Below are 25,566 nucleotides of genomic sequence, written 5' to 3' on the forward strand. Positions count from 1 at the left end.
TATTATGTTTACTGAAAAACAGCATCCCCCCAACATGAACTCTCAACAAGAACAACAGGTTGAAAAACTCAAAGAACTGGGAGCGCAAATTCGGCAAGTTCGAGAGGAACAATCTGTCTCTATTGATGAAATTGCCACAAGAACTCGCATTCAGGCGCGTTTACTCGTGGCTATTGAAGAAGGACAATTAGAAAATCTTCCCGAACCTGTTTATATACAGGGCTTAATTAAACAGTTTGCTCAAGCCCTTGGCTTAAATGGATCGGAGTATGCGAGAGCTTTTCCAACAGGACAACAAACTTACACCATTAAACCGTCTTGGCAACAAATTCCCTCTTTTAATTTCTTTCAACCTCGCGCCTTACACCTTTACTTCTTTTATTTATTATTAGTAGTCGTATCTATCAGTGGATTATCTCTTTCCTTTTTTGCCGCTCAACGCCCTTCTGAAGAGAATGAGGAGCAAGGAACTGTGCAAGAACAAACAGTGGAAGAAGTGGAAACTAATGATCCACAATTAGCCACTACTGACCCCTCCCCTGATGAGACAGAGGCTTCTCAAGATAGCCCACAAGAATCTTCTGTGACGATTAATGTTTCTATTGAAGCAGACTCTTGGATTCGAGTGACTGGCGATGGGGAAGAAATTTATGAGGGAGTTTTAAGTTCAGGTGAAAATCGCAATTGGACGGCAAAAGAAGAAATTACTATCCGAACAGGTAATGCTGGGGGGGTAATTGTGGAATATAATGAAGAATCCCCCGCAGCATTAGGTAACTCAGGAGAAGTAACAGAAGTTACTTATTCGCCATCGCAATAGCTTCAACAGCTAGAGGAGAACCATCAGCAGTTTCTAATACAAATCCCGCATCCTCAACCATTTGCCAATCTTCTTTTGCCGCTTGTCCTGGTGTAGTCAAATAATCAGCAACAAATATGGAGTTGGCTGGATACAATCCCAGTGGTTGCAGAGAACGTAAATGGACTTCTCGCCCGCCCGCAATACGAATCTCTCGTTCTGGCAATAGAAAGCGGTAGAGACAAAGCACTCGCAGGCAAAACTGCGGGGTTAAGTCTTTACCTTGAGACTCGGATAGGGGAGTACCAGGAATAGGAATGAGGAAGTTTACAGGAATGCTTGTGATATCTAATTCTCTTAAAGAAAGAGCTAGATCAATTATATCATCCGTTGATTCTCCCATGCCAATAATGCCCCCAGAACAGGTGGTCATACCAGCACGTTGAACATGATTAACAGTGGTAACGCGATCGCGAAACGTATGAGTGGTACAAATTTCTGGGTGATAATTTTCAGAAGTATTAAGATTATGATTAACGCGATCGACCCCAGCATTGGCTAACCGTTGCGCTTGTTCATCATTGAGTAAACCAACACAGGCGCAAATTTTAAGATCATATTGGGCTTTAACGGCTTCTACCGCCTCACAGACATTACTCAAGAGAGACTCGGTGGGAGTGCGCCCAGAAGTTACTAAACAAAATGTTCCTGCTTTTAACTCTGAGGCTTGAGCCGCTGCTTTGAGAATTTCCTGTTTTCCGAGTAGCGGATATTTTTCAATGGTGGCAGCAGAAATTTTTGACTGGGAACAATAATGACAATCTTCGGGACATAACCCACTTTGAGCATTTAATAAAAAGTGCAGACGAACGCGATTTTCCCAGTAATGATAACGAACTCGATAGGCGGCATCGAGTTGAGCGAGTAATTCTATATCGGGAGCGGTTAATACCGCGGTTGCTTCTTCTCGGGTGAGACAATCACCAGCTAGAGCCTTTTCGGCTAAAGCATTCCAATCCATTTTTACCATTCAGTTTCTAGTTAAATAATTGATATTCAAGCTACGACCCCATTTGCGCTAAGTTCCAATCAGGGCGTAAGTCTTTGGCGTGACGTAAATAAGGGTGAACAATTTCCCATTGGGGATTAGCCGTATTCACATGGATTAAAAAGCGAATACAACGTTCTAAACTGCCTTCAACGTGCATTTGTTGCACATCTAGCAAAGGAACATTCTCCCATTTTGGGCGTTCTCTAGCAATGCTTGCCGGAAAAGTGGCATCTAAATCTCGAGTTGTGGTAAAAATAGCACTAATAATATCTGTCGGATCGAGGTGATTCCGTGCTTCTAGTTCGTTGAGGAGTTCTGTCACTGCTTCTCGGATGGCTTCTACTGTATTATCAGAAGCCGTTGTTGCGCCACGAATTGCTTGCACTTTCCACTCCACCACGAAGTTTCCTCCCTATAAATGATAACTCTTTATTATAGTATTACCCCTATTTAAGGTCGATATAACCATAATGGTTGCCCATTTGTTGCTAGTTCAAATTCTAGCCAATCCCTTGCTGATTTCCAGGTAAGATTTGTATCAATTTGATTTTGACCTGGTAAAACCCTTTTGATAGGAGATTTTTTCTCGCCAAAGGTAACACATTTTGCCTTTTCAGGATTGAGATCAGCGAGTTCGGCAAGCCAACGCCGTGCTTCCTCTTCCGTTCCTAAACGATCTACGACTCCTAATTGTTGAGCTTGTTCCCCAGTAAAAATCCGCCCATCGGCAAAGCCATGCACTGCTTCTACACTGAGATTACGGGCTTGAGCAACGGTATGAACAAATTGGTTGTAGCTAGTGTCAATCAGGGCTTGTAAAATTTGTTTTTCTTCTTCGCTAAGCTCGCGATCAAAAGAGAGAATATCTTTGTAGGGGCCGGATTTAACCACCTGAAAAGAAACGCCTACCTTATCGAGAAGTCGCTCTATATTATTTCCTCGTAGAATTACCCCGATGCTACCAGTAATGGTGCCCGGATTGGCAACAATTTTTTCCGCTCCCATGCCAATATAAACACCACCAGAGGCAGAAATATTCCCAAAACTAGCAACAATTTTCATTTTTTTCTGCAGGTGTTGCAGGGCGCTATAAATTTCTTGAGAATCGCCGACGGTTCCACCTGGAGAGTCAATGCGGAGTAGTAGGGCTTTCCATTTTTGCTCTTCGATGGTTTTTAGAGCCTTGAGAACCCGTTGACGAGTTTCGGACGCGATCGCGCCTGTAATTTCAATACGAGCAATTTTTTTCCCTCTTCTTTTCCCAATCAACCAGACCATAGTTTTTTTGACGCTATGCTTGAACCTTCTATTCTAACTTAAGGATTCGTTGACTGCTTTCTTAATAAAACTATACAATAATTAATAATCGTTGCTATGTAATCAGGTTTATGGAAATTAAACTGAACCAATCCCGTTTTTTAGCCCTACTGTTTCCTTTCATTATTATTGCGCCTTTTTTCCTCTGGGGAACGGCGATGGTTGCCATGAAAGCGGTAATTCCTGAGACAACGCCCTTATTTTTAGGGGGAATGCGCTTACTACCAGCAGGGGTTTTAGTGATCATGGCAGGGATGATGCTCAATCGTTCTCAACCGAAGGGATGGTTAGCATGGGGATGGATTAGTTTGTTTGCCCTTGTGGATGGAACGCTGTTTCAGGGGTTTCTAGCGGAAGGCTTAGTGCACACAGGTGCTGGCATTGGTTCGGTAATGATTGATAGTCAGCCGTTGATGATTGCGGTGTTATCGAGTCTTTTATTCGCTGATCGCATAGGAAGAATCGGTTGGTTAGGCTTAGGGTTAGGCCTTACAGGGATTAGTTTGATTGGCTTACCCGAACCCTTAATTTTAGAGACGCTACAGGGAAATTTGACGGGTTTAGACATTAATGTTTCTAGTTTATTCTCTAATGGAGAATGGTTAATGTTATTAGCCGCGTTATCTATGGCTGGGGGAACGATTTTAATCCGCTACGTTTGTCATCATGTTGATCCCGTGATGGCGACCGGGTGGCACTTACTCTTAGGTGGGATTCCTCTGTTTTTCTTGTCTGGAATCACCGAAAACCAACAATGGCAAAATATTAGTTTTGAGGGTTGGTTGGCTATTTTATATGCCACAGTCTGCGGGAGCGCGATCGCGTATGGAATTTTCTTTTATCTTGCTTCTAGTCGCAATTTAACCAGCTTTGCCTCATTAACCTTTTTAACGCCCATTTTTGCTTTATTATTTGGAAATTTGCTGTTACAAGAACAGTTAACAGCGATTCAAACTGGCGGAGTTTGTTTAACGTTAGTGAGTATTTATTTAATTAATCAGCGAAAATAGTCATTGGTCATTAGTCATTAGTCATTGGTCATTAGTCATTGGTCATTAGTCATTGGTCATTAGTCATTAGTCATTAGTCATTGGTCATTAGTCATTGGTCATTGGTCATTAGTCATTGGTTTACAAAGGACAAAGGACGAAGGACAAAGGACAAACAACAAAGGACAAACAACAAAGGACAATTTAAAAATTCGCTTTTAGTAACTTTGCTAATTGTTGAACTGAGATACGAGGAGAAGGGCGAGGTAAGGGTTCTTCTCTTTCTCCCACTTGGCGACACAAGACAGGAATTTCATATTGATAAGCCTGAAACCAGTCCTCACGAGTCGTAATATCTCGGATTTCTAGCTCAAAATCAACCGTAGTGATTTGTTCTAACTTTTCCTGAAGCCCCTCACAAAGATGACAATCGGGCTTTGAGTATAAAATTACCTGCATAAGTCAAGCAAACCAGAGTTTTCTTCCCAATGCTAAGATATAATTAAGTTCGGAGTCTAGAAATTGAGCAATTTTGGCTCAAGGATTTGCAACAATCGCCTTGTCGGAAGGAAGTGGGGTTAACCCGCTTTTTTTTAATGGTTGCAAGTCTTGCTTATTGACATCACGATTCTGGTCTCTAAATCAATCTTACGGTTGCGGGTTAAAATTTGAAAGCGATGACTCATCCCTTTATTTCCAAAGTTACTGAAATTGCAACTCCTATTGCGAATAATCTCGGTTTAGAAGTAGTAGAGATTGCCTTTTTAACCAATGAAAGCCCCCCAATTTTAAGAGTAGAGGTTCGTAACCCCGAAGACGATACCAGTCTTAATGATTGTGAACAAATGAGTCGGACGCTTGAAGCCGAACTAGATATCACAGAAATAATTCCTAATACGTATGTGTTGGAAGTCTCTAGCCCGGGAATTTCAGAGCACTTAACGCGCGATCGCGAGTATGTGAGCTTTAAGGGGTTTCCAGTCTTAGTAATAACTGATCCCCCCTATAAAGGGAAAGAACAATGGCAAGGAACGCTTAATCGTCGCGATGAGACAACGGTTTACATCAATCAAAAAGGAAAAATCGTGAAAATTCCCCGTGATGTTATCCAAAGCGTGAAGTTAGATACCCCTTAAACAATAATTAGTAAGAACCACTGTAATTATCGGTAAAAAATCACAAAATAAGGAGATTAAATTTTATGGCAATTGTTAGTTTACCAGGTTTAGGCAAGATGATTGAGGAGATTAGCGAAGGGCATAATTTACCCCCTCATCTGGTAAAAACGGCTTTACAGGAAGCACTTTTGAAAGGATATGAACGTTATCGGCGATCGCAGACTTTAGATCGAGATCATTTTAGCGATGATTATTTCGACAACTTTGAAGTAGAACTCAATGTAGAAGAAGAAGGGTTCATGGTACTGGCGACAAAAGAAATTGTTGAAGAAGTAACCAACAGCGATCACCAAATTGGACTGCAAGAAGTGAAAGAAGTGGCAGAGGAGGCACAACTAGGCGATACAGTAGTTCTAGATGTCACCCCCCAACAAAAAGAATTTGGTCGGATGGCTGCCATTCAAACTAAGCAAGTCTTGATGCAGAAACTCCGTGATCAAGAACGTAAAATGGTGCAAGAGGAGTTTCAAGAGTTAGAGGAAACCGTCTTACAAGCCCGAGTGGTTCGATTTGAGCGTCAGTCTGTGATTATGGGAGTCAGTAGTGGCTATGGTCGCCCTGAGGTAGAAGCCGAATTACCGCGATCAGAACAACTCCCCAATGATAATTACCGCGCTAATGCTGCCTTTCGAGTTTACTTAAAACAAGTTCGTGAAGGATCAGGGCGTGGCCCCCAATTAGTGGTTTCTCGGGCTTCTGCTGGTTTAGTGGCTTATCTCTTTGAAAATGAAGTCCCAGAAATTCAAGATGAAGTGGTGCGAATTGTCGCGATCGCGCGAGAGGCTAGACCATCTTCTCGTAATGTGGGATCGCGCACTAAAATTGCCGTAGATACCTTGGATCGAGATGTTGATCCTGTGGGATCTTGTATTGGGGCAAGAGGTTCTCGCATTCAAGCGGTGGTGAATGAACTCCGTGGCGAAAAAATTGATGTCATTCGCTGGTCACCAGATCCCGAAGTTTATATCAAAAATTCCCTTTCTCCGGCTCAAATTAACCGTGTCATGTTGATGGATACGGAAGAAAGACGTGCCGAAGTGTATGTTCCAGAAAATCAACTTAGTTTAGCCATTGGAAAAGAGGGGCAAAATGTTCGTCTTTGTGCCAATCTTACAGGCTGGAAAATTGATATCAAGGCTGTGAAAAAACACCAAGAAGAAGCCGAGGAAGTGGAAGGAGAAACAATTGAAGCCTCTTCTTCCCAAGGAGAAGAAACAGTTGAAGCCCAAACTTCTCCTCTTGGCGAACAGTAATATTGGTCAAGTTCTAAAGGAATTATTAAAATGCTAAACAAGAAGGTTAAGTACTTGATCGAATAGGGAGGCTAGTTGTGGCAACTGAAGTGATAGAAAAACCGGGAATTCAAACGGTTGAGAAAAATCAAACCATTCGCAAACCTGCTCCTAATTATAAAGTTCTCCTTCATAATGACGATTTTAATGGCATGGAATATGTGGTGCAAACGCTGTTACAAACAGTTCCCAGTCTTACCCAGCCCCAAGCCGTTAATATTATGATGGAGGCTCATAATTCTGGAATTGCTCTTGTCATTACCTGCGCCCAAGAACACGCAGAATTTTACTGTGAAGCCTTAAAAAATCATGGGTTAACCAGTACCATAGAGCCTGATGAATAATAAAAACGATTATCAAACTTGATTAGTGTTTTACCAGACAGTGTAATTAAACAAATTGCAGCCGGGGAGGTGATTGCTTCTCCGGCTTGTGTGGTAAGAGAGTTAATCGAAAATGCTTTAGATGCAGGTGCCGATCGCGTTACCATTTCTCTGGATCAAAATTTATCCCAGATTCGAGTGGCGGATAATGGGAAAGGAATGGGGTTAGAAGATTTACGGCGTTGTGCATTGCCCCATACCACCAGTAAAATTCGCACAGTTAGCGATCTTCAGAAAATTATCACTTTAGGGTTTCGCGGGGAAGCCTTACACAGTATTACCCAAGTGGCTTCGCTACAAATTTGGAGTCGTCCTCGATCTTCTCCTGAAGCAGTGGGGTATGAGATACGGTATAAGCAAGGGGGAGAAGTTTGTCAGGAAAAAGTAAGCGCGATCGCGCCTGGAACAATTGTAACGGTTTCCGATTTATTTACCGCATTACCAGTGCGTCGTCAGGCGTTACCGAAAGTATCGCAACAGCTAAAAGTAATTCAGAAGACCATTTATGATATTGCCCTTTGTTATTCCAAGGTTACTTGGCAAATTTATCACCACCATAAACTAGCTTGGCAAGTTAGTGGGGGAGAAACCCCAAAACAAATTTTTCCACAACTTTTATCACGGTTTCAGGCTTCAGATTTTCAGTATCAATGTCAGGAGATAGAAACTCCGAATCAGGAACAATCGTCACATTTAGAATTAGTGGTGGGTTTACCCGATCGCGCTTCTCGTCATAAGGGAGACTGGATTAAAACAGCGCTGAATGGACGACCGGTGCGTTTACCTGAATTAGAACAAATCCTTGTTTCAACATTAACCCCAACCCTACCGCGCGATCGTTATCCCATTTGTTGGTTACATCTGCAAACCGATCCCAGCTTAATTGATTGGAATCGTCACCCCAGTAAATCAGAAATCTATCTGCGTCACCTTGATTATTGGCAAGAACAGGCGCAACGGGTTCTCAATGATGCTCTAAGCCTAAACGCAGGGAATCTTCCTGAAAGCGTCCATAATCGCCGCGTGGGAGAACTGATTAAAGCCAAAGAAGCCACAGGCAGTTATCAACTCTCAGACCGCTTTTCGGAAGAACCAGACTCAAATGTAGGCTTATTCTCTCTCAGCGCGATCGCGCAACTCCATAACACTTATATTATCGCAGAACATCCCACGGGAATGTGGCTAGTAGAACAACATATTGCCCATGAACGCATTATTTTTGAACAATTACAAGACCATTGGCAACTGATTCCCCATGATCCGCCATTAATTCTCAATCATCTTTCTCCCCAGCAACAAGAACAATTAGAACGCTTAGGACTAGCAATTGAAGCCTTTGGAGAAGATACTTGGGCTATTAGAACCGTCCCTAAAATTTTACAATCCCGACATGACCTAATGGATGCGATCCTAGAACTCAGTCGCGGTGGAACATTAGAAACTGCCCAAATTGCTACTGCCTGCCTTAGTGCCCTTCGCAATGGAACCTCTCTTAGTTTAGAGCAAATGCAGGAGATTTTAGACGCTTGGCAACAAACCCGTCACCCTCACACCTGCCCCCATGGTCGTCCCATCTATTTTCCTTTAGAAGAAACTGAACTGGCAAGATTTTTCCGCCGTCATTGGGTGATTGGAAAAAGCCACGGGATTTAAAAGGCGGGGAAAAAGAGATCCACATAAAGAGAAATTAAACTTTGCCCATAAAAAACAGCGATCGCGCCTCCTAAAGCTAAAAAAGGGCCAAACGGCATCGGATCCCGACGAGAGAGAATCCCTAACGCGATCGCGCCTCCGCCAATAAATGCCCCCATAGCACAAGCCAGAAAACACCCTACCAGTAATAATTTCCAACCTAACCAAGCCCCCATCATCCCTGCTAATTTAGCATCGCCTCCTCCCATAGCTGCTTGCCCTAATATTCCAGAAGCAACTAAGGTAATAATATCAAATAGCCAAATTCCTAACACGGCTCCGATAATTCCACTCATTAGTTGTTCTGGTATCCCTAAGTTTTCTCCATACCAGCCGTTGATCCCTTGATATCCCAAGCCAATGATTAACCCTGATTGGGTTAAGGAATTCGGTAAAGTCATAGTGTCATAATCAATGAGAGATAGAGCTAATAGCCAGCTTAAAAATGCCCAATAAGCAAAGGTAGTGACACTAAGATCAAAATGCAAATAAACCGCTACAAATAATAAAGCAGTAACGGTTTCAATAATGGGGTAACGAGGAGAGATGGGGGTTTTGCAGTGACGGCATTTTCCTCGTAGCCATAACCAACCTAAAATGGGCACATTCTCAGTTTTTCCCAGTTTATGGAGACAAACGGGGCAGCGAGAAGGAGGGTAAAGTAAAGAAAGTTGAGCCGGAATGCGATAGATAACCACATTCAAAAAACTACCAATCGCTGCGCCTAATATGAACACCAGAGTGATAATGATGAACTCAGCAAAAATTTCCATAACCGATGGGAATATTGAGGAATATACAAAAAATCCTACCAGTTCAGGTAGGAAGAATGTTATGGTGATCTAAATAGAGAACGTTTTACTAGGGTTAGGCAACAGTGGAAGTAGCTTCTACAGGATAATCTGCTGCTTTCCAAGCTCCTATTCCCCCTGTTAGTTCAGCAACTCGCTTAAAACCAGCCTCTCTTAAGCGGGTTGCTACTGCTGCTGTTTCTTCATCTGTCTCAGAATAAACATAGATATCCCGATCGCGCTCTAAATTAGTATTAACCCGAGACACAACTTCTTCGCTAGGAAAAGAGATTGCGCCCATAATGTGACCTTGGTTAAAGGTGGCGCGATCGCGCACATCAATAATGGTTAAAGCCGGTTCTCCCCAGTCTAAGCGACTCTTGAGATCATAGACGCGAGACTTTTCCTTAAAGGGGGCAGGTTGTGGAAATATTCCAGAAGTCATGGCTTTGAGTCCTTGATTACAAACTGTTATTTACAATGTAACAATAAATTCACATTTTGCAATAATATTTCGCAAATAGTTTGACAAAATATGTCTAAAGTAGTAAAGCCCTGTTAATTTAGGCAGGGAAGTGTCAATCACTACCCAAAGCCTTGGCTGAACGCCAATAAGACACATCCATCCCACTACAATGAATCGTTAAAGCAATCTGAAGCGTTTCTAGAGACTTAAACAGCCAATGCACACTATAACGAGGGGTGTTTTCGTAGTGCTGGTAGAGAATCGCAAAGCGACTGGTTAAGTAAGGATAAATTTTAGGAGAGATTAGCAGAATTTTGAGTAATAAGCCAATCGTTTTTGTGGGGCCTAAATTGGTCACTAAATCGAGATAGAGATAATGATCTATATTTTTGTCACTTTCTACCACTAAAAACTTTAAAAGATTATTTGTAACCCGAAGAATTAACTGTTCATTTGGGGTTTCTCGATCCCATTTTGATAAGCTATTTTTTAAGTGAGATGATAATTTTTGGTTAAGCTGTCGCTTGCCATAGCCCTCATCAACCGTTTTAATCAAGTATTCATAAAGGTCTTTTTTATAAGTCTTAAATGTTTCGGCTTTCGCACTGTGAATTATAAATCGTTGCGCTAAATCCTGATAAGTTGATTGACCTTCAATCCCACTAATAAAATGCTGTAAGGTGGCAATCACCTCTTGATCTTTCAGTAAGCTCGGATTGGGAACCAGTGTGAGATGCTTTTGTGCTTCTGTTGGCGAACCATAACGTTTAGTCAGTCTAGCAAGGCGAACTTGGTTGGTAATATATCGAGAAAGGGATAATTCAAAATCCCCTTGTTGTTTTTGTTGAAATTGCTTTAAGACTCGTTTCGTCTCAGCAGAACTTTCAGCGACAAGAAGACAATGTTGATAGAGAAAGGGATAACGCCCTAATAAGGTAGAGAGTGGCTGTGACTTATCCTGTTGTAGAGTTGGATTGCTAGTCAATAAGTTTTGTAAGCGTTTTAATCCTAAAAAACTATCACTTTTGTTAAATTGAGTTACCGCTTCTCTAATACGACGAGCAACAGGCGTTTGTACTCGGGCAAAAGGGGGAATATTCTCCAACATTTTTACAAAGTTGGGAATAATTTGTTGAACTTCACTCGATTGTTTGAGCCAGTAATTAATAGGAAGGTAAAAGACATAACTTAAAAAGGAGAATAAAGTTTTCTTTCCTTCCTCACTTTTCATGATTTTTTCTAAATTTTCCCGAATCTCCACATTTTCATAGCCAGTTGCTTGCACAAAAAGGGTATAATATCTCGTCATCACTTGTTCAGGAGATTCTTGTTTAATGCAAGACTCTAAGTGATTATAAATTACTTCTTTTTTTTGAGGTAAAGATGACAAGTCAAACGGCATTAGTGATGAAATAACGATGAGATAATAATTTAAGCAATTGAAATTTTGTTAAAAAATGCTATTTTAGCACTTGTAAGAAATCGATTCAATTTAAGTTAGTGAAATTTAGGAGCTACGATGGCAATAGAACTTACCCTATCTATTCTAGCAAATGTTATCAAACCCGTTCAGGTGATCTGCCCTGATCAAGAAAAAGTGTCAGTGGTAACTGGAATTAACACAGATACTCGTACCCTACAAAAAGGGGAAATATTTATTGCCTTAGTGGGAGAAAAATTTGATGGCCATCAATTTATTCAAAAAGCATTACAAAGTGGTGTTAGTGCGCTCATTCTTAATGAAAATTTTTTGGGAGAAGTTTCCGCAAGTGTCCCCCAATTTTATGTCAAAAATACCTTAACGGCTTATCAACAAATTGCTCAATGGTGGCGACAACAATATACGATTCCCGTTATTGCAATAACAGGATCAGTGGGTAAAACAACGACGAAAGAGCTAATTGCTGCGACTTTGGGGCAATACGGTAAGGTCTTAAAAACTGAGGCAAATTATAACAATGAAATTGGTGTTCCCAAAACCCTATTAGGATTAACTTCTGAATATGATTATGCTGTGATTGAAATGGCAATGCGTGCTCAAGGTGAAATTGCCCAATTAACTCAGATCGCACAGCCGAATATTGGTGTAATTACTAATGTGGGAACTGCCCATATTGGTCGCTTAGGATCAAGAGAAGCAATCGCGCAGGCTAAATGTGAACTCCTAGCAGAAATGCCCAAAACGGGAATAGCAATCCTTAATCAGGATAACCAACGTTTAATGGCGACAGCAAGCACAATTTGGACAGGGAAAACCCTCACCTATGGCTTAGAAGGGGGAGACATCCTTGGGCAGTTAGTTGATACAGACACCTTACAAGTGGGCAATGAGAGATTCCCATTACCGTTATCTGGAACCCATAATGCTTCTAATTATCTTGCCGCGATCACAGTGGCAAAGGCGCTTAATTTGGATCTGACTCAATTGCAAACGGAAATCCCTGTTACCCTACCTGGGGCGCGATCGCGCCGTTATTCTCTTCCCAACGATATTTTACTCCTCGATGAAACTTATAATGCGGGGTTAGAATCCATGATTGCTGCCCTAAACTTATTAAAAGCAACTCCCGGTAAGCGTCATATTGCTGTTTTAGGCACAATGAAAGAATTAGGAAGTGAATCGGCTACCCTGCATCGAGAAGTAGGAGAAACCGTGTCAAACCTGAATTTAGATCAAGTTTTCATTCTAGTAGATGAACCGGAAACGGAAGAAATCGCCAAGGCAGCGCATCCAGTCAAGAGTGAATGTTTCCAAAATAAGACCGAGTTAGCCCAGCGATTAAAAGAAATTCTAGCACCGCGCGATCGCGTTCTTTTTAAAGCTTCTAATTCTGTGGGCTTAGAAGAGGTTTTACAAGCAATCACTAATTGAACCTCATCCCCCTAATTATTTCGGTTCATAATGCCCAGCATAAGTTTGTAATAAACTACTAATTTGTTTCACCACTTCATTTCCACCATTATCTTGCCCTAAAGCCTGACGATTTGACAAAGCTTTATCATTACTGACGTGATGAGTAATGGCTTCCCGCACTTGCTGATTAATTAACCCCTGTAATTCATTTTTAGCTCGTTCTTTTTGATACTTTGCCCCTTCTTCTGTAGTGGCATACAAAGGGGGCAAACGATTTAAAGCATAAGCAGTAATATCCCCAATATCGATTGATTCATTACTGGCTATCTCAACTTCCGAGGCTAGGGTTAAAGCTTCACTTAAAACTAATTCTTCCATAACATTAATAAACTGCTTACGATGAGTTGCCACAACTTTGCCATTCAACAAAGCCGACATGAGTTGATCTAAAGCAGTATATTCCTCGGAAGAGAGTTCTTCAGCACTTTCACAAATGCGACTAATTTCTGCTTCCATGGCAGAAGTTAGTTGTCCTTCTTCTAAGGCTTGATTGACAATACTTTGAATAGTCATTTTAGATAATTATTGAATTTCTCCAGAACGCCACGGAACAGGATCAACTGATTTTCCGTTCACATATAGCCCCCAATGTAAATGAGGTCCTGTGGAAGTTCCTGTGGTTCCTACTGTACCAATTTGTTGGCCGGCAGTGACAAAATCCCCGTCATTTACGTTGATTTCATGCAAGTGTAAAAATATACTAAGAATTCCTTGACCATGATCAACGCCAATTGTATTCCCATGAACGCGGAATCCTTCGTTTTCTCTTCCTACTAAAACAACTTCCCCATCTGCTGGGGCAATTATAGGGGATCCCGTGGGAGCGGCATAATCAACGCCTCGGTGATAATAATTCTCTGCAAATCTCCCATTGTAGTAACGACGAACACCAAACACTGTAGAAACTGATCCACTGCTGGGACGCATAAATGCACCATTCCAATGTTTCTCAGGGCTAACAATTTCCTTAAATTCCGCTATACGTTCTAACTCTACTTCTGTTGCGCTTACGCCACCGCCAGCTAGCCGAATGTGTTGGGTGGGAAAATTCCGATCGCGCAGCCAAACTGCCAAATTACGGGTTGTGGTTTCCCCTTCAATGGTTAATGGAATTCTCCCAGAATTATCTAAGGGAGTTGTAGGAATTAACGTGCGATATTGATTCTCTCCGATGGAAAATACAGGATAAGTTTGCTCTCCCCAACTTACCTTAGGTTTTTCTTCTTCGGAGTTAGTTTCCATAATCACAGAAACCGTGTCCCCCAGTTGGGGATTTTCAGGATTAATCGTTACTTCTAGCGCTTTAACCGGAAGTGTCCAAGCAAGTAATCCAATAAACAACCCGAAGCCTTGATAATTGAATCCCATTTTTGTCGTCCTTCTACGAATTATAAATTAATGATCTAAAGTCATCCCACTAATTAATTAAGCTTTAGGTTTAAGATAAGCAATGCATTGTCGCCAAACTAGAGTGGATTGGTCATAATGATCAACAAGACATAAACAATGTTGATCTTGCCATAAAACTCGCCCAACAATTAAATCTTCGCTCAGGAGTTTGATTTCTACATCCTTTTCTTCTTTAATAAGATTTTGTATCATGCGAATGCTTGGTAAGCCAGTATCAAATTCAGTCATTATTCCTCTTTAATTGCTTATGAAAATTAACTTTACCAAATATCACGGCCTTGGCAATGATTTTATTTTAATTGATAACAGACATGATTCTACTCCTTGTTTGACTCCAGAACAAGCCATGAAAATCTGCGATCGTCATTTTGGAATTGGCGCGGATGGGGTGATTTTTGCCCTTCCTCCTCAAGAAAGCAGTGACTATACCATGCGTATTTATAATTCTGATGGCTCTGAACCAGAAATGTGCGGAAATGGCATTCGCTGTTTAGCTCAATTTCTTGCCTCTCTAGAAGGGAAGAAGAATAGCAACCATACCTATAATATTCATACCTTAGGTGGGATAATTTGCCCCCAGTTGCAAGGAGAAGAAAATGTAAAAGTTAATATGGGGCAACCCTATTTACACCCTACAGAAATTCCCACTACCTTGGCTTCTGGCCAAGAAAAAGCAATTAACCAACCTTTATCAGTGCAAGAACAAAACTGGCAAGTTACTTGTGTCAGCATGGGGAACCCTCATTGTATTACTTTTGTGGACAAGGTTGATGAAATTCCCTTAGAAAAAATTGGTCCTCACTTTGAAAACCACTCGGCTTTTCCTAAGCGAATTAATACCGAATTTATTGAGGTGGTGCGTCCTAATTATCTAAAAATGAGAGTGTGGGAACGTGGAGCGGGAATTACCCTCGCTTGTGGAACAGGAGCTTGTGCTTCAGTGGTGGCAGGGGTGTTAACAGGTAACAGCGATCGCGCTTGCACTGTAGAACTCCCCGGTGGCTGTCTTGACATTGAATGGTCTGCTGAAGACAATCATGTTTATATGACCGGCCCAGCAACCAAAGTTTTTGAAGGAGTTTACCTATACCCGTCTTAATAAATTCAAACCGTGGGTATCTGTGCCACAAGTATTAAATAAGCCATAACGGTCACTTAAGGCTTTCACGATCGCAGTTTGTTTCGGGCTAGGAGTCCAAGGAAGGGTATTTTTATAAGCATAGTAAGTTTCCACACCGTCAATTCCTAATTTGACAGCTCGGGGAATTAAGGCTTTAGCAGAACGGCGATAACGTTCTGGGTGTGCTAAAACCACCAGCCCGCCAGCATCATGAATCGCATTGATCACTGCTTCTGCTTCTGCCATTTTCCCTGCAGGTTCGTCTCCCTGTAAATAGGAGCGAATAGAAGGATTTTCAGGATTAAACCCATAACCAAGAATATGAACTTCTGTATCTAACAATAGAGCAGTAATTTCTACCCCTGTCCATAGTTTTGGAAGCGAGTTAGCCTGCTGATGAGTTCTTTTTAAGTACTCATAGGCGATATAATAACCATCAACTGTATGATGATCGGTAATTGCGAGTCCTTGTAAATTAATAGCGAGGGCTTGTTCAATCACCTCTTCGGGAGTAAGCTGTCCATCAGAATAAACAGTGTGCATGTGGAAGTTATAGTAATGAGGACAACTTTCCGCATCAATGGTTCGCCAAATTTCTTTTAGAGTAAGGGTATCTTGCCCTTTTAGCGGGGGAATTTGAGGACGAAAAGAAGTTGTCAGCATGATAAATTTTGAAGTTGGTGTTCTTACATCCAAACACTGTTGGGTGATTGACAAATGAGGGGTTAATCAGGGTAATTGTTGAATAATATTAAGAATTGGTCTTTATTAAAAATAGCAAATCTTTTGTAACTTTGTAGTTTGAGGAGGAAAGTGTTGAGCCAAAATGTTTTAGTCATTGGAGGAACTGGCAATATTGGTCAATGTATTGCGAAGGATATTGTTCAGTGTACTGATGCTAAAGTGACAGTAACTGGGCGTAACTCTTCTTATAAGGGAAATTTTCCATTTTTACCGTTAAATTTGACACAAAAAGAGACAATCACAGACTTGATTGCCGATTATGATCTGGTGGTTCATAGCGCTGGACCATTTCATGATCGCGATGGCAGAGTTCTAAAAAGCTGCATCGAGGCAGGGGTAAATTATGTTGATGTTAGTGATCATCGCTCCTTTCATTTTCAAGTCACTCCCTATCATGAACAAGCTCAAGCCTCAGGAATCACGGCAATTTTGCATACAGGCGTATTTCCGGGCATTTCTAACCTCATGGCTAAACAAGGAGTAGAAAGCCTCGATCGCGCTCAATCTCTCTTTCTCTATTATCTGGTTGGTGGCTCTGGGGGGGCAGGATTAACTGTGATGCGTACCACATTTTTGGGCTTAAAATCTCCCTTTTCCGCTTGGATTGACGGAAAATGGCAACAAGTTAGTCCTTACAGCGATCGAGAAACCGTTACCTTTCCTAATTATGGCAAGGGAGGCGTGTATTGGTTTGATGTGGCTGAAACTTATACTCTTGCTGATACGTTTCCTGTAGAAACCGTAGTGACAAAATTTGGATCAATTCCGGATTTTTATAACCATTTAACTTGGTTAACTGCTCATCAGTTTCCAAAATCGATGTTAGAGAATCCGATTTCTCTAGAATTTTTGTCCAAAGTAAGCTTTGCTATGGCGCGATTGACAGATACTTGGAGTGGAGTGGGAATTGCGGTTTGCGTCGAAGTAAAAGGGGAAAAAGACGGAAAAGCAGAAAATCTCAGCTTACAACTTTATCATGATCACACCGCGATCGCGGCTGGAAGAGGAGCCGGAAGTATTGCCCAATTATTACTGAATCAAGAAATTGATCAACCTGGGGTTTGGTCAGTAGAACAAGCTGTGCCTATTTCCTTATTCCAAAAAACTATGGAACAACGAGGCATAACAATAAATCTCCAACAAAGAGGATGACTTCCTGCCAATAACTCTCGCTAGGATAGATAACACAACTTTTTCATCAAAAACCTGAACCTATGTTCAATTCGTGCCCTTATTGCCAATCTCCTCACACCATTCCCAAAACCTCCAACTATATCTTTATGCTTGGGGCGTTACTCAATATTGGGTTTGTCGTCGTAGAGGTATTTTTTGGTTTAACCAGTCACTCTCTTGCTTTACTCGCTGATGCGGGTCATAATGCCAGTGATGTGTTAGGGCTACTCTTAGCTTGGGGGGCACAGTGGCTAAGTCAACGCCCAGCCACTGAAAAATATACCTATGGCTTTCGTCGTGCTTCCATCCTTGCTGCCTTAGCCAATGCAGTGGTGCTTTTGCTAGTCATGGGAGGAATTACCATTGAAGCCATCGAACGACTCATTCATCCCAGTTTAATTGCGGTAGAAACGACCATTGCTGTAGCAGCAGTAGGAATTATCATTAACGGGGGAACCGCAGCCTTATTTGCTAGGGGAAATCAAAATGATTTGAATGTGCGTGGCGTTTTTTGGCACGTCACCGCAGATGCTTTAATTTCCTTAAAAGTGGTTTTAGTGGGGTTATTAATCACTCAAACTAATTGGATGTGGCTAGATCCGTTCGTTAGTTTAGTGATTGCCCTCATTATTATTTATAATACGGTTAAACTCTTGAAACAGTCTTTAGACTTTGCCTTAGATGCTGTTCCCCCCTCCATTGAAATTGAACAAGTTAAAACCTTTTTACAGGATATTTCTGGAGTAACTGAGGTGAATGATTTACACATTTGGCCCCTCAGTACTACTGAAACTGCTTTAAGTGTTCGCTTAACCCTTCCTGAAGGTCATCCGGGGGATGATTTTTTACGAGAAACCAGTCAGAAGTTGAAAGAAGAATTTGCCATTGATCGCGCTACGATTCAAATTGAAATTGAAGAGACTCCCACTATTTATTCTCTTGCCAATTCTCGCACCTGTTATGTGAGTCGTAATATGAAATGGAACTGTGTATGCTACAAATAGAGGGAGAGATTGTTAGTAATCGAGATTAGCTATGGCAGGTGTCATTAAAATTGAGATTGCCGAGTCAGCTCAAGAGCTTAAAAAACAGCTCAACTTCTCCCAAAACAGTGAAGTCAAAGAACGAATCCAAGTCTTGTATTGGCTGAAAACGAACCAAGTCAGAAGTACCGGCGCGCTCGCCTCCCTAATCGGAAAACACTGAACGACAGTATCAAGATGGCTCAGTAAATATCGCAAAGGAGGTCTCAAAGGTCTTTTAGAAGTTAAGAAAAGTCCTGGGCGAGTCCCTAAAATCACGCCATCAGTAGAAAAAAAATTAATCCAAGAACTAGAAGATCCAGAAGGATTTTCTAGTTATAAGGAAATTCAAACATGGCTTCAGTTAATTCAAGATATTGATATTAGTTATAGTGCTGTTCATAAACGAGTCCGCTATGGTTTAGAAGGAAAACTGAAAGTGCCACGTCCAGTTCATAGCAAACAGGAATTGGGAGCACCGGAAGCTTTTAAAAAAAACTAAGTGAAATTGTTACAACCCAACTAGAAGCTAATTCAGAAAAGGTTAAACGATATCAAAACATTAGATATTGGTGCCAAGATGAATCTCGAATCGGGTTAATCACACTTCACGATACAAAAATTACAGGTAAAGGAATTCAACCGACAGGAAAAAAACAGTGGAAGTTTGATTATTTATGGTTGTACGGTTTAGTGGAACCGAGAACGGGAGAGAATTTTTTCAGAGAATTTTCTCATCTTGATGGTCTTTGCTTTGAGCAGTATTTAAGCTGGTTTGCTCAAGAATATCCTGACGATTTACACTTAATACAAGTTGATAACAGTCGTTGCCATACTTGGTTAGAGTTACAACTTCCTGATAATGTCATTTTAATTTTCCAACCACCTTATTCCCCAGAAGTTAATCCCATTGAACGATTATGGCAAGAAATTAAGAAACCTTTGAAATGGGAATTCTTTCCCGATTTAGATGATTTAAGAAAGCGACTTTCCAAAATCTTATCAAAATTAAGTTCTCAAGTGATTACTCAGATCACTGGATGGGACTTTATTCTCAATGCTTTATCTGTAGCAAACATTTAGATATTTCATATAAGAAACAATCAGAACCCCGTCAGTTAAGTGAGCTACTCCCGTTAAATCGAAGATTCTAACGGGAGCTTCCTACCCAATCGGTTGCTTTTCTAATCGTAGGAAAAGAGAAGTCTTACACCAAGGCGATAGGCGAACAGCCCGGCTCCCGAGCTTTATAGATAATTGGATGGAAGAGAATCAAAAATTTTTTTATATCTTGGCTTGGTTTTCGCCGAAAAAAGTTCCCCATCCGAAACTTTTTTGATTATAGCACGACTGTTCTCATTCATCTCACCGACAAATCAAAGATTCTGTCGGGAGACTTCTGAGAACGGATAGTTATAGTGATTCCAAATAAAAAACAGCAACTTAAAAGTAGTGGGAGCATCTTGCTCCCTAGTAGCAGCCATCTTGGCTGCACTACGGAACTGAATTGGAACGACTATAAAAATTTATCTTAATGCAACAAGAAGATTCTCACTTCCCTTCCCAATGAGAACTTGTTAGATTTTATACCTATCATAACTCGCCCAACAGTAGGTTACAGGATTATTCATCTAGTAAGCGATAGCAAGGAAAATTACTGCTTTTTTTTATCAATTATTAGGAATAAATGTTAAAATACAGAGTACTAGTTAGTTTTAATGCTTTATTATCTTGCTAAAAATTACAAAAATATTAATATATTGTAACAATTAAAATGTAATCATAATCACTCTTGATAACCATCTCCCCTTAAGCAAATAATTATTCTAAATAATGAGTCAACAAACAATTCTCATTTGGTATCGTAATGACCTAAGACTTCATGATCACGAACCCCTATATTGGGCGAATCAAAGCAAAAACACCATCATTCCCTTTTATTGTTTTGATGAGAGAGAGTTTGACAAAACCGCTTTTGGATTTCCAAAGACTGGAGGTTTTCGTGCCCAATTTATCTTAGAAAGTGTTGCGAATCTACGAGAAAATCTACAAAGTAAAGGCAATAACCTGCTCATTCGAGTGGGAAAACCAGAACAAATTATTCCTCAATTAGTTCCACAGCTAAACATTACCGATATTTTCTTTCATCGGGAAGTGACTGCCGAGGAAACGAATACTGAGAAAGCATTAGCGAAAAACCTTGCCTCTTTAGGAGTCAAACTCACTTCATTTTGGGGAGGAACACTGCATCATCTTGAAGATTTACCAATGGAGATCAATAACCTTCCTGATGTCTTTACCCAATATCGCAAAGCAGTCGAAAAACAAGCAAATATTCGCACGACTTTTCCTTCTCCTGAAACTTTTCCCCCTTTTCCCAGTGAGATTACACTTGGTGAGCTTCCTCGCTTAGAGAGTTTAGGAGTAGAACCTGTTTCTCCTGATGAAAGGGGAGTGCTTCAATTTAGCGGTGGAGAAAGTAAGGGAATTAAACGAGTTAAAAACTATATTTGGGAAGAAGATTGTCTTCAGGTTTATAAGCAAACCCGTAATGGAATGTTAGGGGCTAATTACTCCTCTAAGTTTTCTCCCTGGTTAGCTAGAGGCTGTTTATCTCCTCGCTATATTTACCAAGAAGTGAAAACCTACGAAAAAGCCAGAGTGAAAAATGATTCTACCTATTGGTTAATTTTTGAATTAATGTGGCGGGATTATTTTCGCTTTATCTGTCTCAAATTTGGTAATGCAGTATTTCACCAAGGGGGCTTACAGAAAATAACTTTCTCATGGACACAAGATTGGAAACAGTTTAAACTCTGGCAGGAAGGACAAACAGGTTATCCCTTAGTTGATGCTAATATGCGTGAAATTGCTAATACGGGATTTATGTCAAATCGGGGTCGCCAAAATGTAGCAAGTTTCCTAACTAAAAATTTAGGAATTGATTGGCGGATGGGCGCAGAATGGTTTGAATCTTTACTCATTGACTATGATGTTTGTAGCAACTGGGGAAATTGGAATTATACGGCTGGTGTCGGAAATGATGCTAGAGAATTTCGTTATTTCAATATTCCTAAACAGTCTAAAGTTTATGATTCAAAAGGCAACTATTTAAAGACTTGGTTACCAGAATTAAAGAATCTTCCTGGAGAACTAATTCATGAACCTTGGAAATTATCTCAAGGACAACAACAAGATTACGGGTTAACTTTGGGAATTGATTATCCTAAGCCTATGGTTGATTTCATGAAATCGATTCAGAAAACTAAGTCTCGCATCAATGCGACTCCCTAATAATAATGATAATTTTGGTAAAAAATAAGTGAATAAAATGAATAGTAAAGCATCTCTTCTTATTGTGGATGATGAAATCAGTAATTTTGATGTAATTGAAGCTCTCTTAGAAGGAGAAGACTATGAGCTTTCTTATGCTCAAAATGCTACTCGTGCCCTAAGATGGCTAGAAAACAATTCAGTAGATGTCATTTTACTTGATGTCATGATGCCAGAAATTGATGGCATTACCCTTTGTTCTTATTTAAAAGAAAATCCTGATTATCAATATATTCCTATTATTATGGTAACGGCTTTAACAGGAAAAGAGGATTTAGCTAAATGTTTAGAAGCAGGAGCAGATGATTTTATAAGTAAGCCTTTAAACTGGATTGAATTAAGATCTCGCCTCCACTCTATGTTGCGAATTAAACAGCAATATGATGAGTTACAGTTATTACTAAAGCGTCGAGAAGAAATGGCAGAAATTATTGTTCATGACTTACAAAATCCAGTAACTAGTATTGTTTTATCTTGCGAAATGCTAAAGGCGATGGAGTTAGGAGAAAAACAAAAGAAAAAAATTCAGCAAATTAGTGTTGCTGGAAGACGCTTAGAAGAACAAATTCAAACCTTATTAACGATGGCAAAATTAGAAACAGGACGCTTAGTTTTAAACCCTGTTTCTATAAACTTAAAGCCCTTTTTAGAAAAGTTAATTCAGGAATTTAGCGCGATCGCGTCAGCTAAAGAGATTAGCATTACCTCTAATTTAAAAATTGAAGATGATTGCGCCACCGTTGATACCCATCTCTTTTCCCGAATTATGAATAATCTCCTCTCAAATGCCCTTAAATATTCACCAAGAGGAAAGGAAATCCAGATTACACTTAATGAAACTCCTGATCAGCTTATTTTAAAAGTTAGTGATCAAGGAAAAGGAATCAGTGATGAATTTAAAGAACGAATCTTTCAGAAATATGAAGTTGGAAAACAGTACAATGATGTTAATCAAACTGGATTAGGATTAGCTTTTTGTCAAATGGCAGTTTTAGCGCATCAGGGTGCAATTTATGTGGAAAATAATCAGCCAGAAGGCTCTACTTTTATTGTAGAAATTCCTCGGGAAGTGAATTTTGAACCTGATTCAGAAGCTGACGCAAACGAATCGGTTTGACTAAATAAGAATTGACACCAATAATTTCTTCTTCTTCGTCTTTCATGTTTGCATTAATAAGAGCAATAATTGGTACTGAGTTTAATTTTGAGTGACTTTTTAATTCCTCAAGAATTCTCTTTCCTTGAAAGGGGAAACTATCTAGATCAGTTACAATGACCTGTGGATTAATATTGTCTAATTTTTCGGTTAAGTTTTCACTGTCTGTTACGGTAACAACGTCATAGCCAGACGCTTCTAAATAACTACAACTTGTTTCATTTTTTCCAAGATCAGCACTAATCAGTAAAACTAAGGGAGTCATAGAAAACTGAGTAATTTTTTGGAATAAGCTTGAACATAAGCATCATCAGAAATAAAACACATTTCAGTATAAGGAAGCCTAACAGAAAAGGTGCTTCCCTTTCCAACTTCACTTTCTACAATAACTTCTCCTCCATGTAATTCACTGAGACGACGAACTAAAGATAATCCTAATCCTGTTCCCGAATACTGACGATTTAGCTGGCTATCTAGTTGTACAAATGGTTCAAAAATTTGATCCATTTCCTCTGGCGAAATTCCAATTCCTGTATCTGTGACACTAAAAAGGATATTCTCCTTATTTTCATCTTCTTTAACATTTAGCGTAACCTTTCCTTGTTCGGGAGTAAACTTGATGGCATTACTTAATAAATTGATCAAAATTTGTCGAATCCGTAATTCATCAACATTAATTGCTGAGCAACTGGTTTGAATATCAGCTTCTAGTTCAATTTTCTTTTTATGTGCCTCTTGCTGAACTAAATTTAAGCTACTTTCACATAAATATTGAATATTAGGATAACTAAAGTTTAAAGTAATTTTACCAGATTGAATCTTTGCTAAATCTAGAATATCATTAATTAGTTCAAGTAGATGATTAGCACTATTTTTAATGTTTTTTACGGCTTGTTTTTGAGGTTCACTTAAGGCTTTAAAAGCTCCTTCACTTAGCCCCTCTGCAATTCCTAAAATGCTATTAAGTGGGGTTCTAAGTTCGTGACTCATGCTAGCTAAAAATTCATCTTTTAAGCGAGTTGCCTGAGCTAACTCTTGATTAGTTACTTCCAAACATTCATTAGTAGATTTTAGCTCATGTTCAAAGGCTTTACGCTCATTAATATCACTGACTTTTACTAAATAGATGGTACGACCAGTAATTTCAATTTCTTTCCAAGTGATATCTGCCCAGAATTGCGTATTATCTAGTTTAGTCAGTATTAATTCTTCTTGCCAAACTTCTTTTTCTTTCAACACTGCTTTAATAGTAGATAAGTCGCCTTGATAGAGACAACTAGCCACTTTATTGTATAAATAATTTTCATCGTCAAGAGCAAACATGGCTAAAGTTTGAGAATTATAATCTAAAATTTTTAAGGTTTCTGGGTCAAGTAAAAGTAACGCATCTGTTGCTTCATTAAAAATGACTTCTCTTAATTCTTTATTACGAGAAATTTCTTGTTGGGCTTTCTTTTCTTTAGTAATATCTTGAGCAATACCAGCTACACGATAGACTTCGCCTTGTTGATTTTTAATAGGAAAAGCGCGATCGCGCAACCAACGAATTTCCCCATCAGGACGAACAATGCGATATTCGGTATCTTGTTTTTCTAAAATTGGCTTAGAAATAGCTTCTTGAACAATTTGATAATCTTCAGGATAAACTGCATTTAGCAAATTATGAACGTTTTTCTGTACTTCTTTTGGAGAGCGTCCCCAAATTTTTTCATAGGCGGGACTCACATAAACGACTTCTTTTGTTGTTGGATCAACCATCCAAAAAATATCGTCAATATTTTCAGCAAACTGACGGAATTTTTCTTCGCTTTTTTCTAACGCTAACTCAGCTTCTTTCTTGTCGGTAATGTCAATAACTACTCCGTTACGAACAATTAAACCATCAGGATAATATTGTGGTTGGGATCGTAGTTGAATCCAAACTAAACGATTAGAGGGAGTAATAATTCGTCCTTCCCAACAGAAATTTTGAGAAGAATTAACTGTGTTACGAACACCTTCTAGAAACTTATCTTGATCTTCAGGATGAATTAAATCAACGAAATTATCAAAGTCTTCGTATAGAAATTCGGGAGAAGCTTCAATAATATCTTTAACGCGATCGCTGACATAATCAATTTTAGCTTTTCCTTCAGGTAAATAAGAAACGCGATAAATTGCCCCTGGAATATTATTGGTAATTCCTTCTAACTCTAAAACTTTTTCCTGTAGTGATTTTTCTACTTTTTTACTTTCACTCAAATCAATAACATTACCCACTAGTAAAGTTTGGCTATTTTGTTGAATTAATTGTAAATAAACATTTACAGGATAAGTACTACGATCCCGACGATAATGTAAAGTTTCTAGAAAAACTTGCGTCTTTTCTTTCCTAATTAATGGATTTATATAATCTCTAATTTTATGTTCTGTCAAATTATCAACAATATCAAGGGGACTCATTGTTTGTAAGGCTTCTAAAGAATAACCCAAATTTTTCCTAGCTTTTGGGTTAGCATACTGAATTTTCAGCGTTTCTAAATCAACAATATAAATTTCATTAGGGCTAGCCTCTAAAATTTGTGCTAAATTATTTGCTCCAAATTGGTTTAAATCATTGTAATTGAGTGATTTATCAGATAGTGAGTATGCCATATCTAATCTCGATATTTTTTCTTTAACTGTGACATATTTATTTTAAAATTGACGAGGCGGTTTGCTTTCCGAGAACAACCCCTCACCAAAGCCTAATTAGTT

General features: G+C 39.6%; 27 protein-coding genes and 1 pseudogene. 15 read left to right on the top strand and 13 right to left on the bottom strand.

The genetic code is table 11. From position 1 onward, the window contains the following. Nucleotides 1-4: 4 nt before the first annotated feature. On the top strand, nt 5-820 hold the full coding sequence (locus FRE64_RS07230; protein WP_146295346.1) for a helix-turn-helix domain-containing protein: 816 nt from the start codon (nt 5-7) through the stop codon (nt 818-820). Here the strand turns inward: FRE64_RS07230 and bioB are convergent. Genes bioB through sppA form a run of 3 tightly spaced genes read right to left on the bottom strand, consistent with a single transcriptional unit; the run spans nt 798 to nt 3,128 of the window. Next, nucleotides 798-1,829: a biotin synthase BioB gene (gene bioB / locus FRE64_RS07235; protein WP_146295347.1), complete on the bottom strand. Its 1,032-nt coding sequence runs from the start codon at nt 1,827-1,829 to the stop codon at nt 798-800. The two genes, FRE64_RS07230 and bioB, sit on opposite strands and share 23 nt — an antisense overlap. A gap of 31 nt (nt 1,830-1,860) precedes the next feature. After that, nucleotides 1,861-2,250, bottom strand: coding sequence for a chorismate mutase (gene aroH / locus FRE64_RS07240; protein ID WP_146295348.1), 390 nt, complete (start codon nt 2,248-2,250; stop codon nt 1,861-1,863). Between the two features lie 50 nt (nt 2,251-2,300). Beyond that, nucleotides 2,301-3,128, bottom strand: a complete 828-nt coding sequence (sppA, locus tag FRE64_RS07245) for a signal peptide peptidase SppA (protein WP_146295349.1) — start codon at nt 3,126-3,128, stop codon at nt 2,301-2,303. Nucleotides 3,129-3,238: 110 nt separating this feature from the next. Between sppA and FRE64_RS07250 the strand changes: the two genes are divergently transcribed. Next, the gene (locus FRE64_RS07250) at nt 3,239-4,177 is read left to right on the top strand and encodes a DMT family transporter (RefSeq protein ID WP_146295350.1); all 939 of its coding nucleotides are present in this window, start codon (nt 3,239-3,241) and stop codon (nt 4,175-4,177) included. Nucleotides 4,178-4,360: 183 nt separating this feature from the next. On the opposite strand, the gene FRE64_RS07255 is transcribed toward FRE64_RS07250, so the two are convergent. Next, nucleotides 4,361-4,615, bottom strand: coding sequence for a glutaredoxin family protein (locus FRE64_RS07255; RefSeq protein ID WP_146295351.1), 255 nt, complete (start codon nt 4,613-4,615; stop codon nt 4,361-4,363). A gap of 218 nt (nt 4,616-4,833) precedes the next feature. Here FRE64_RS07255 and rimP point away from each other — a divergent pair, with 218 nt between their 5' ends. From rimP to mutL, 4 genes are all read left to right on the top strand, one after another. Further along, entirely contained in the window at nt 4,834-5,292 is a 459-nt protein-coding gene (gene rimP / locus FRE64_RS07260) for a ribosome maturation factor RimP (RefSeq protein ID WP_146295352.1), read from the top strand. Between the two features lie 65 nt (nt 5,293-5,357). Then, nucleotides 5,358-6,587, top strand: a complete 1,230-nt coding sequence (nusA, locus tag FRE64_RS07265; protein WP_146295353.1) for a transcription termination factor NusA — start codon at nt 5,358-5,360, stop codon at nt 6,585-6,587. 77 nt (nt 6,588-6,664) lie between these two features. Continuing rightward, a complete protein-coding gene (clpS, locus tag FRE64_RS07270; RefSeq protein WP_146295354.1) occupies nt 6,665-6,970 on the top strand; it encodes an ATP-dependent Clp protease adapter ClpS in 306 nt (101 codons plus the stop codon). Nucleotides 6,971-6,988: 18 nt separating this feature from the next. Next, on the top strand, nt 6,989-8,662 hold the full coding sequence (gene mutL, locus FRE64_RS07275; protein WP_146295355.1) for a DNA mismatch repair endonuclease MutL: 1,674 nt from the start codon (nt 6,989-6,991) through the stop codon (nt 8,660-8,662). Here mutL and FRE64_RS07280 read toward each other — a convergent pair. The 3 genes from FRE64_RS07280 to FRE64_RS07290 form a co-directional block, all read right to left on the bottom strand. Continuing rightward, the gene (locus FRE64_RS07280) at nt 8,659-9,474 is read right to left on the bottom strand and encodes a prepilin peptidase (protein ID WP_146295356.1); all 816 of its coding nucleotides are present in this window, start codon (nt 9,472-9,474) and stop codon (nt 8,659-8,661) included. The genes mutL and FRE64_RS07280 overlap by 4 nt on opposite strands. A 94-nt stretch (nt 9,475-9,568) precedes the next feature. Then, on the bottom strand, nt 9,569-9,937 hold the full coding sequence (locus FRE64_RS07285) for a rhodanese-like domain-containing protein (RefSeq protein WP_186709007.1): 369 nt from the start codon (nt 9,935-9,937) through the stop codon (nt 9,569-9,571). Between the two features lie 133 nt (nt 9,938-10,070). Then, nucleotides 10,071-11,360, bottom strand: coding sequence for a hypothetical protein (locus tag FRE64_RS07290; protein WP_146295357.1), 1,290 nt, complete (start codon nt 11,358-11,360; stop codon nt 10,071-10,073). A gap of 117 nt (nt 11,361-11,477) precedes the next feature. Between FRE64_RS07290 and FRE64_RS07295 the strand changes: the two genes are divergently transcribed. After that, entirely contained in the window at nt 11,478-12,830 is a 1,353-nt protein-coding gene (locus tag FRE64_RS07295; protein WP_146295358.1) for a UDP-N-acetylmuramoyl-tripeptide--D-alanyl-D-alanine ligase, read from the top strand. 15 nt (nt 12,831-12,845) lie between these two features. Here the strand turns inward: FRE64_RS07295 and FRE64_RS07300 are convergent, their stop codons facing one another. From FRE64_RS07300 to FRE64_RS07310, 3 genes are read right to left on the bottom strand one after another with little or no spacing between them, the layout of a single operon-like run. Continuing rightward, nucleotides 12,846-13,385, bottom strand: coding sequence for a late competence development ComFB family protein (locus FRE64_RS07300; protein ID WP_146295359.1), 540 nt, complete (start codon nt 13,383-13,385; stop codon nt 12,846-12,848). 9 nt (nt 13,386-13,394) lie between these two features. Then, nucleotides 13,395-14,240 (bottom strand): M23 family metallopeptidase, encoded by an 846-nt coding sequence (locus FRE64_RS07305; RefSeq protein ID WP_146295360.1) that lies wholly within the window; start codon nt 14,238-14,240, stop codon nt 13,395-13,397. 57 nt (nt 14,241-14,297) lie between these two features. After that, the gene (locus FRE64_RS07310) at nt 14,298-14,510 is read right to left on the bottom strand and encodes an Hfq-related RNA-binding protein (RefSeq protein ID WP_146295361.1); all 213 of its coding nucleotides are present in this window, start codon (nt 14,508-14,510) and stop codon (nt 14,298-14,300) included. A 19-nt stretch (nt 14,511-14,529) separates the two neighbouring features. Between FRE64_RS07310 and dapF the strand changes: the two genes are divergently transcribed. Then, a complete protein-coding gene (gene dapF, locus FRE64_RS07315; protein ID WP_146295362.1) occupies nt 14,530-15,381 on the top strand; it encodes a diaminopimelate epimerase in 852 nt (283 codons plus the stop codon). On the opposite strand, the gene FRE64_RS07320 is transcribed toward dapF, so the two are convergent. Further along, complete coding sequence (locus FRE64_RS07320) at nt 15,367-16,065, bottom strand: PHP domain-containing protein (RefSeq protein WP_146295363.1); 699 nt, start codon at nt 16,063-16,065, stop codon at nt 15,367-15,369. The two genes, dapF and FRE64_RS07320, sit on opposite strands and share 15 nt — an antisense overlap. A gap of 153 nt (nt 16,066-16,218) precedes the next feature. Here FRE64_RS07320 and FRE64_RS07325 point away from each other — a divergent pair, with 153 nt between their 5' ends. From FRE64_RS07325 to FRE64_RS07345, 7 genes and pseudogenes are all read left to right on the top strand, one after another. After that, a complete protein-coding gene (locus FRE64_RS07325) occupies nt 16,219-17,298 on the top strand; it encodes a saccharopine dehydrogenase family protein (protein ID WP_146295364.1) in 1,080 nt (359 codons plus the stop codon). A 62-nt stretch (nt 17,299-17,360) separates the two neighbouring features. After that, nucleotides 17,361-18,323, top strand: coding sequence for a cation diffusion facilitator family transporter (locus FRE64_RS07330; RefSeq protein WP_146295365.1), 963 nt, complete (start codon nt 17,361-17,363; stop codon nt 18,321-18,323). A gap of 31 nt (nt 18,324-18,354) precedes the next feature. Continuing rightward, a complete protein-coding gene (locus FRE64_RS18250) occupies nt 18,355-18,525 on the top strand; it encodes a hypothetical protein (RefSeq protein ID WP_390622262.1) in 171 nt (56 codons plus the stop codon). A gap of 63 nt (nt 18,526-18,588) precedes the next feature. Next, nucleotides 18,589-18,843 (top strand): annotated as a pseudogene (locus tag FRE64_RS18255) (IS630 family transposase); the annotation flags it as partial. An 89-nt stretch (nt 18,844-18,932) separates the two neighbouring features. Further along, complete coding sequence (locus FRE64_RS18260) at nt 18,933-19,424, top strand: transposase (protein ID WP_390622267.1); 492 nt, start codon at nt 18,933-18,935, stop codon at nt 19,422-19,424. A 750-nt stretch (nt 19,425-20,174) separates the two neighbouring features. Then, on the top strand, nt 20,175-21,635 hold the full coding sequence (locus FRE64_RS07340; protein ID WP_146295366.1) for a DASH family cryptochrome: 1,461 nt from the start codon (nt 20,175-20,177) through the stop codon (nt 21,633-21,635). 37 nt (nt 21,636-21,672) lie between these two features. Continuing rightward, on the top strand, nt 21,673-22,791 hold the full coding sequence (locus FRE64_RS07345; RefSeq protein ID WP_146295367.1) for a hybrid sensor histidine kinase/response regulator: 1,119 nt from the start codon (nt 21,673-21,675) through the stop codon (nt 22,789-22,791). Here FRE64_RS07345 and FRE64_RS07350 read toward each other — a convergent pair. After that, the gene (locus FRE64_RS07350) at nt 22,721-23,095 is read right to left on the bottom strand and encodes a response regulator (RefSeq protein WP_146295368.1); all 375 of its coding nucleotides are present in this window, start codon (nt 23,093-23,095) and stop codon (nt 22,721-22,723) included. The two genes, FRE64_RS07345 and FRE64_RS07350, sit on opposite strands and share 71 nt — an antisense overlap. Then, the gene (locus FRE64_RS07355) at nt 23,092-25,464 is read right to left on the bottom strand and encodes a PAS domain S-box protein (RefSeq protein WP_146295369.1); all 2,373 of its coding nucleotides are present in this window, start codon (nt 25,462-25,464) and stop codon (nt 23,092-23,094) included. Before FRE64_RS07355 ends, FRE64_RS07350 begins: the two co-directional genes overlap by 4 nt. Nucleotides 25,465-25,566: the final 102 nt, after the last annotated feature.

This window comes from Euhalothece natronophila Z-M001 (assembly GCF_007904085.1).
Taxonomy (GTDB): Bacteria; Cyanobacteriota; Cyanobacteriia; order Cyanobacteriales; family Rubidibacteraceae; genus Halothece; species Halothece natronophila.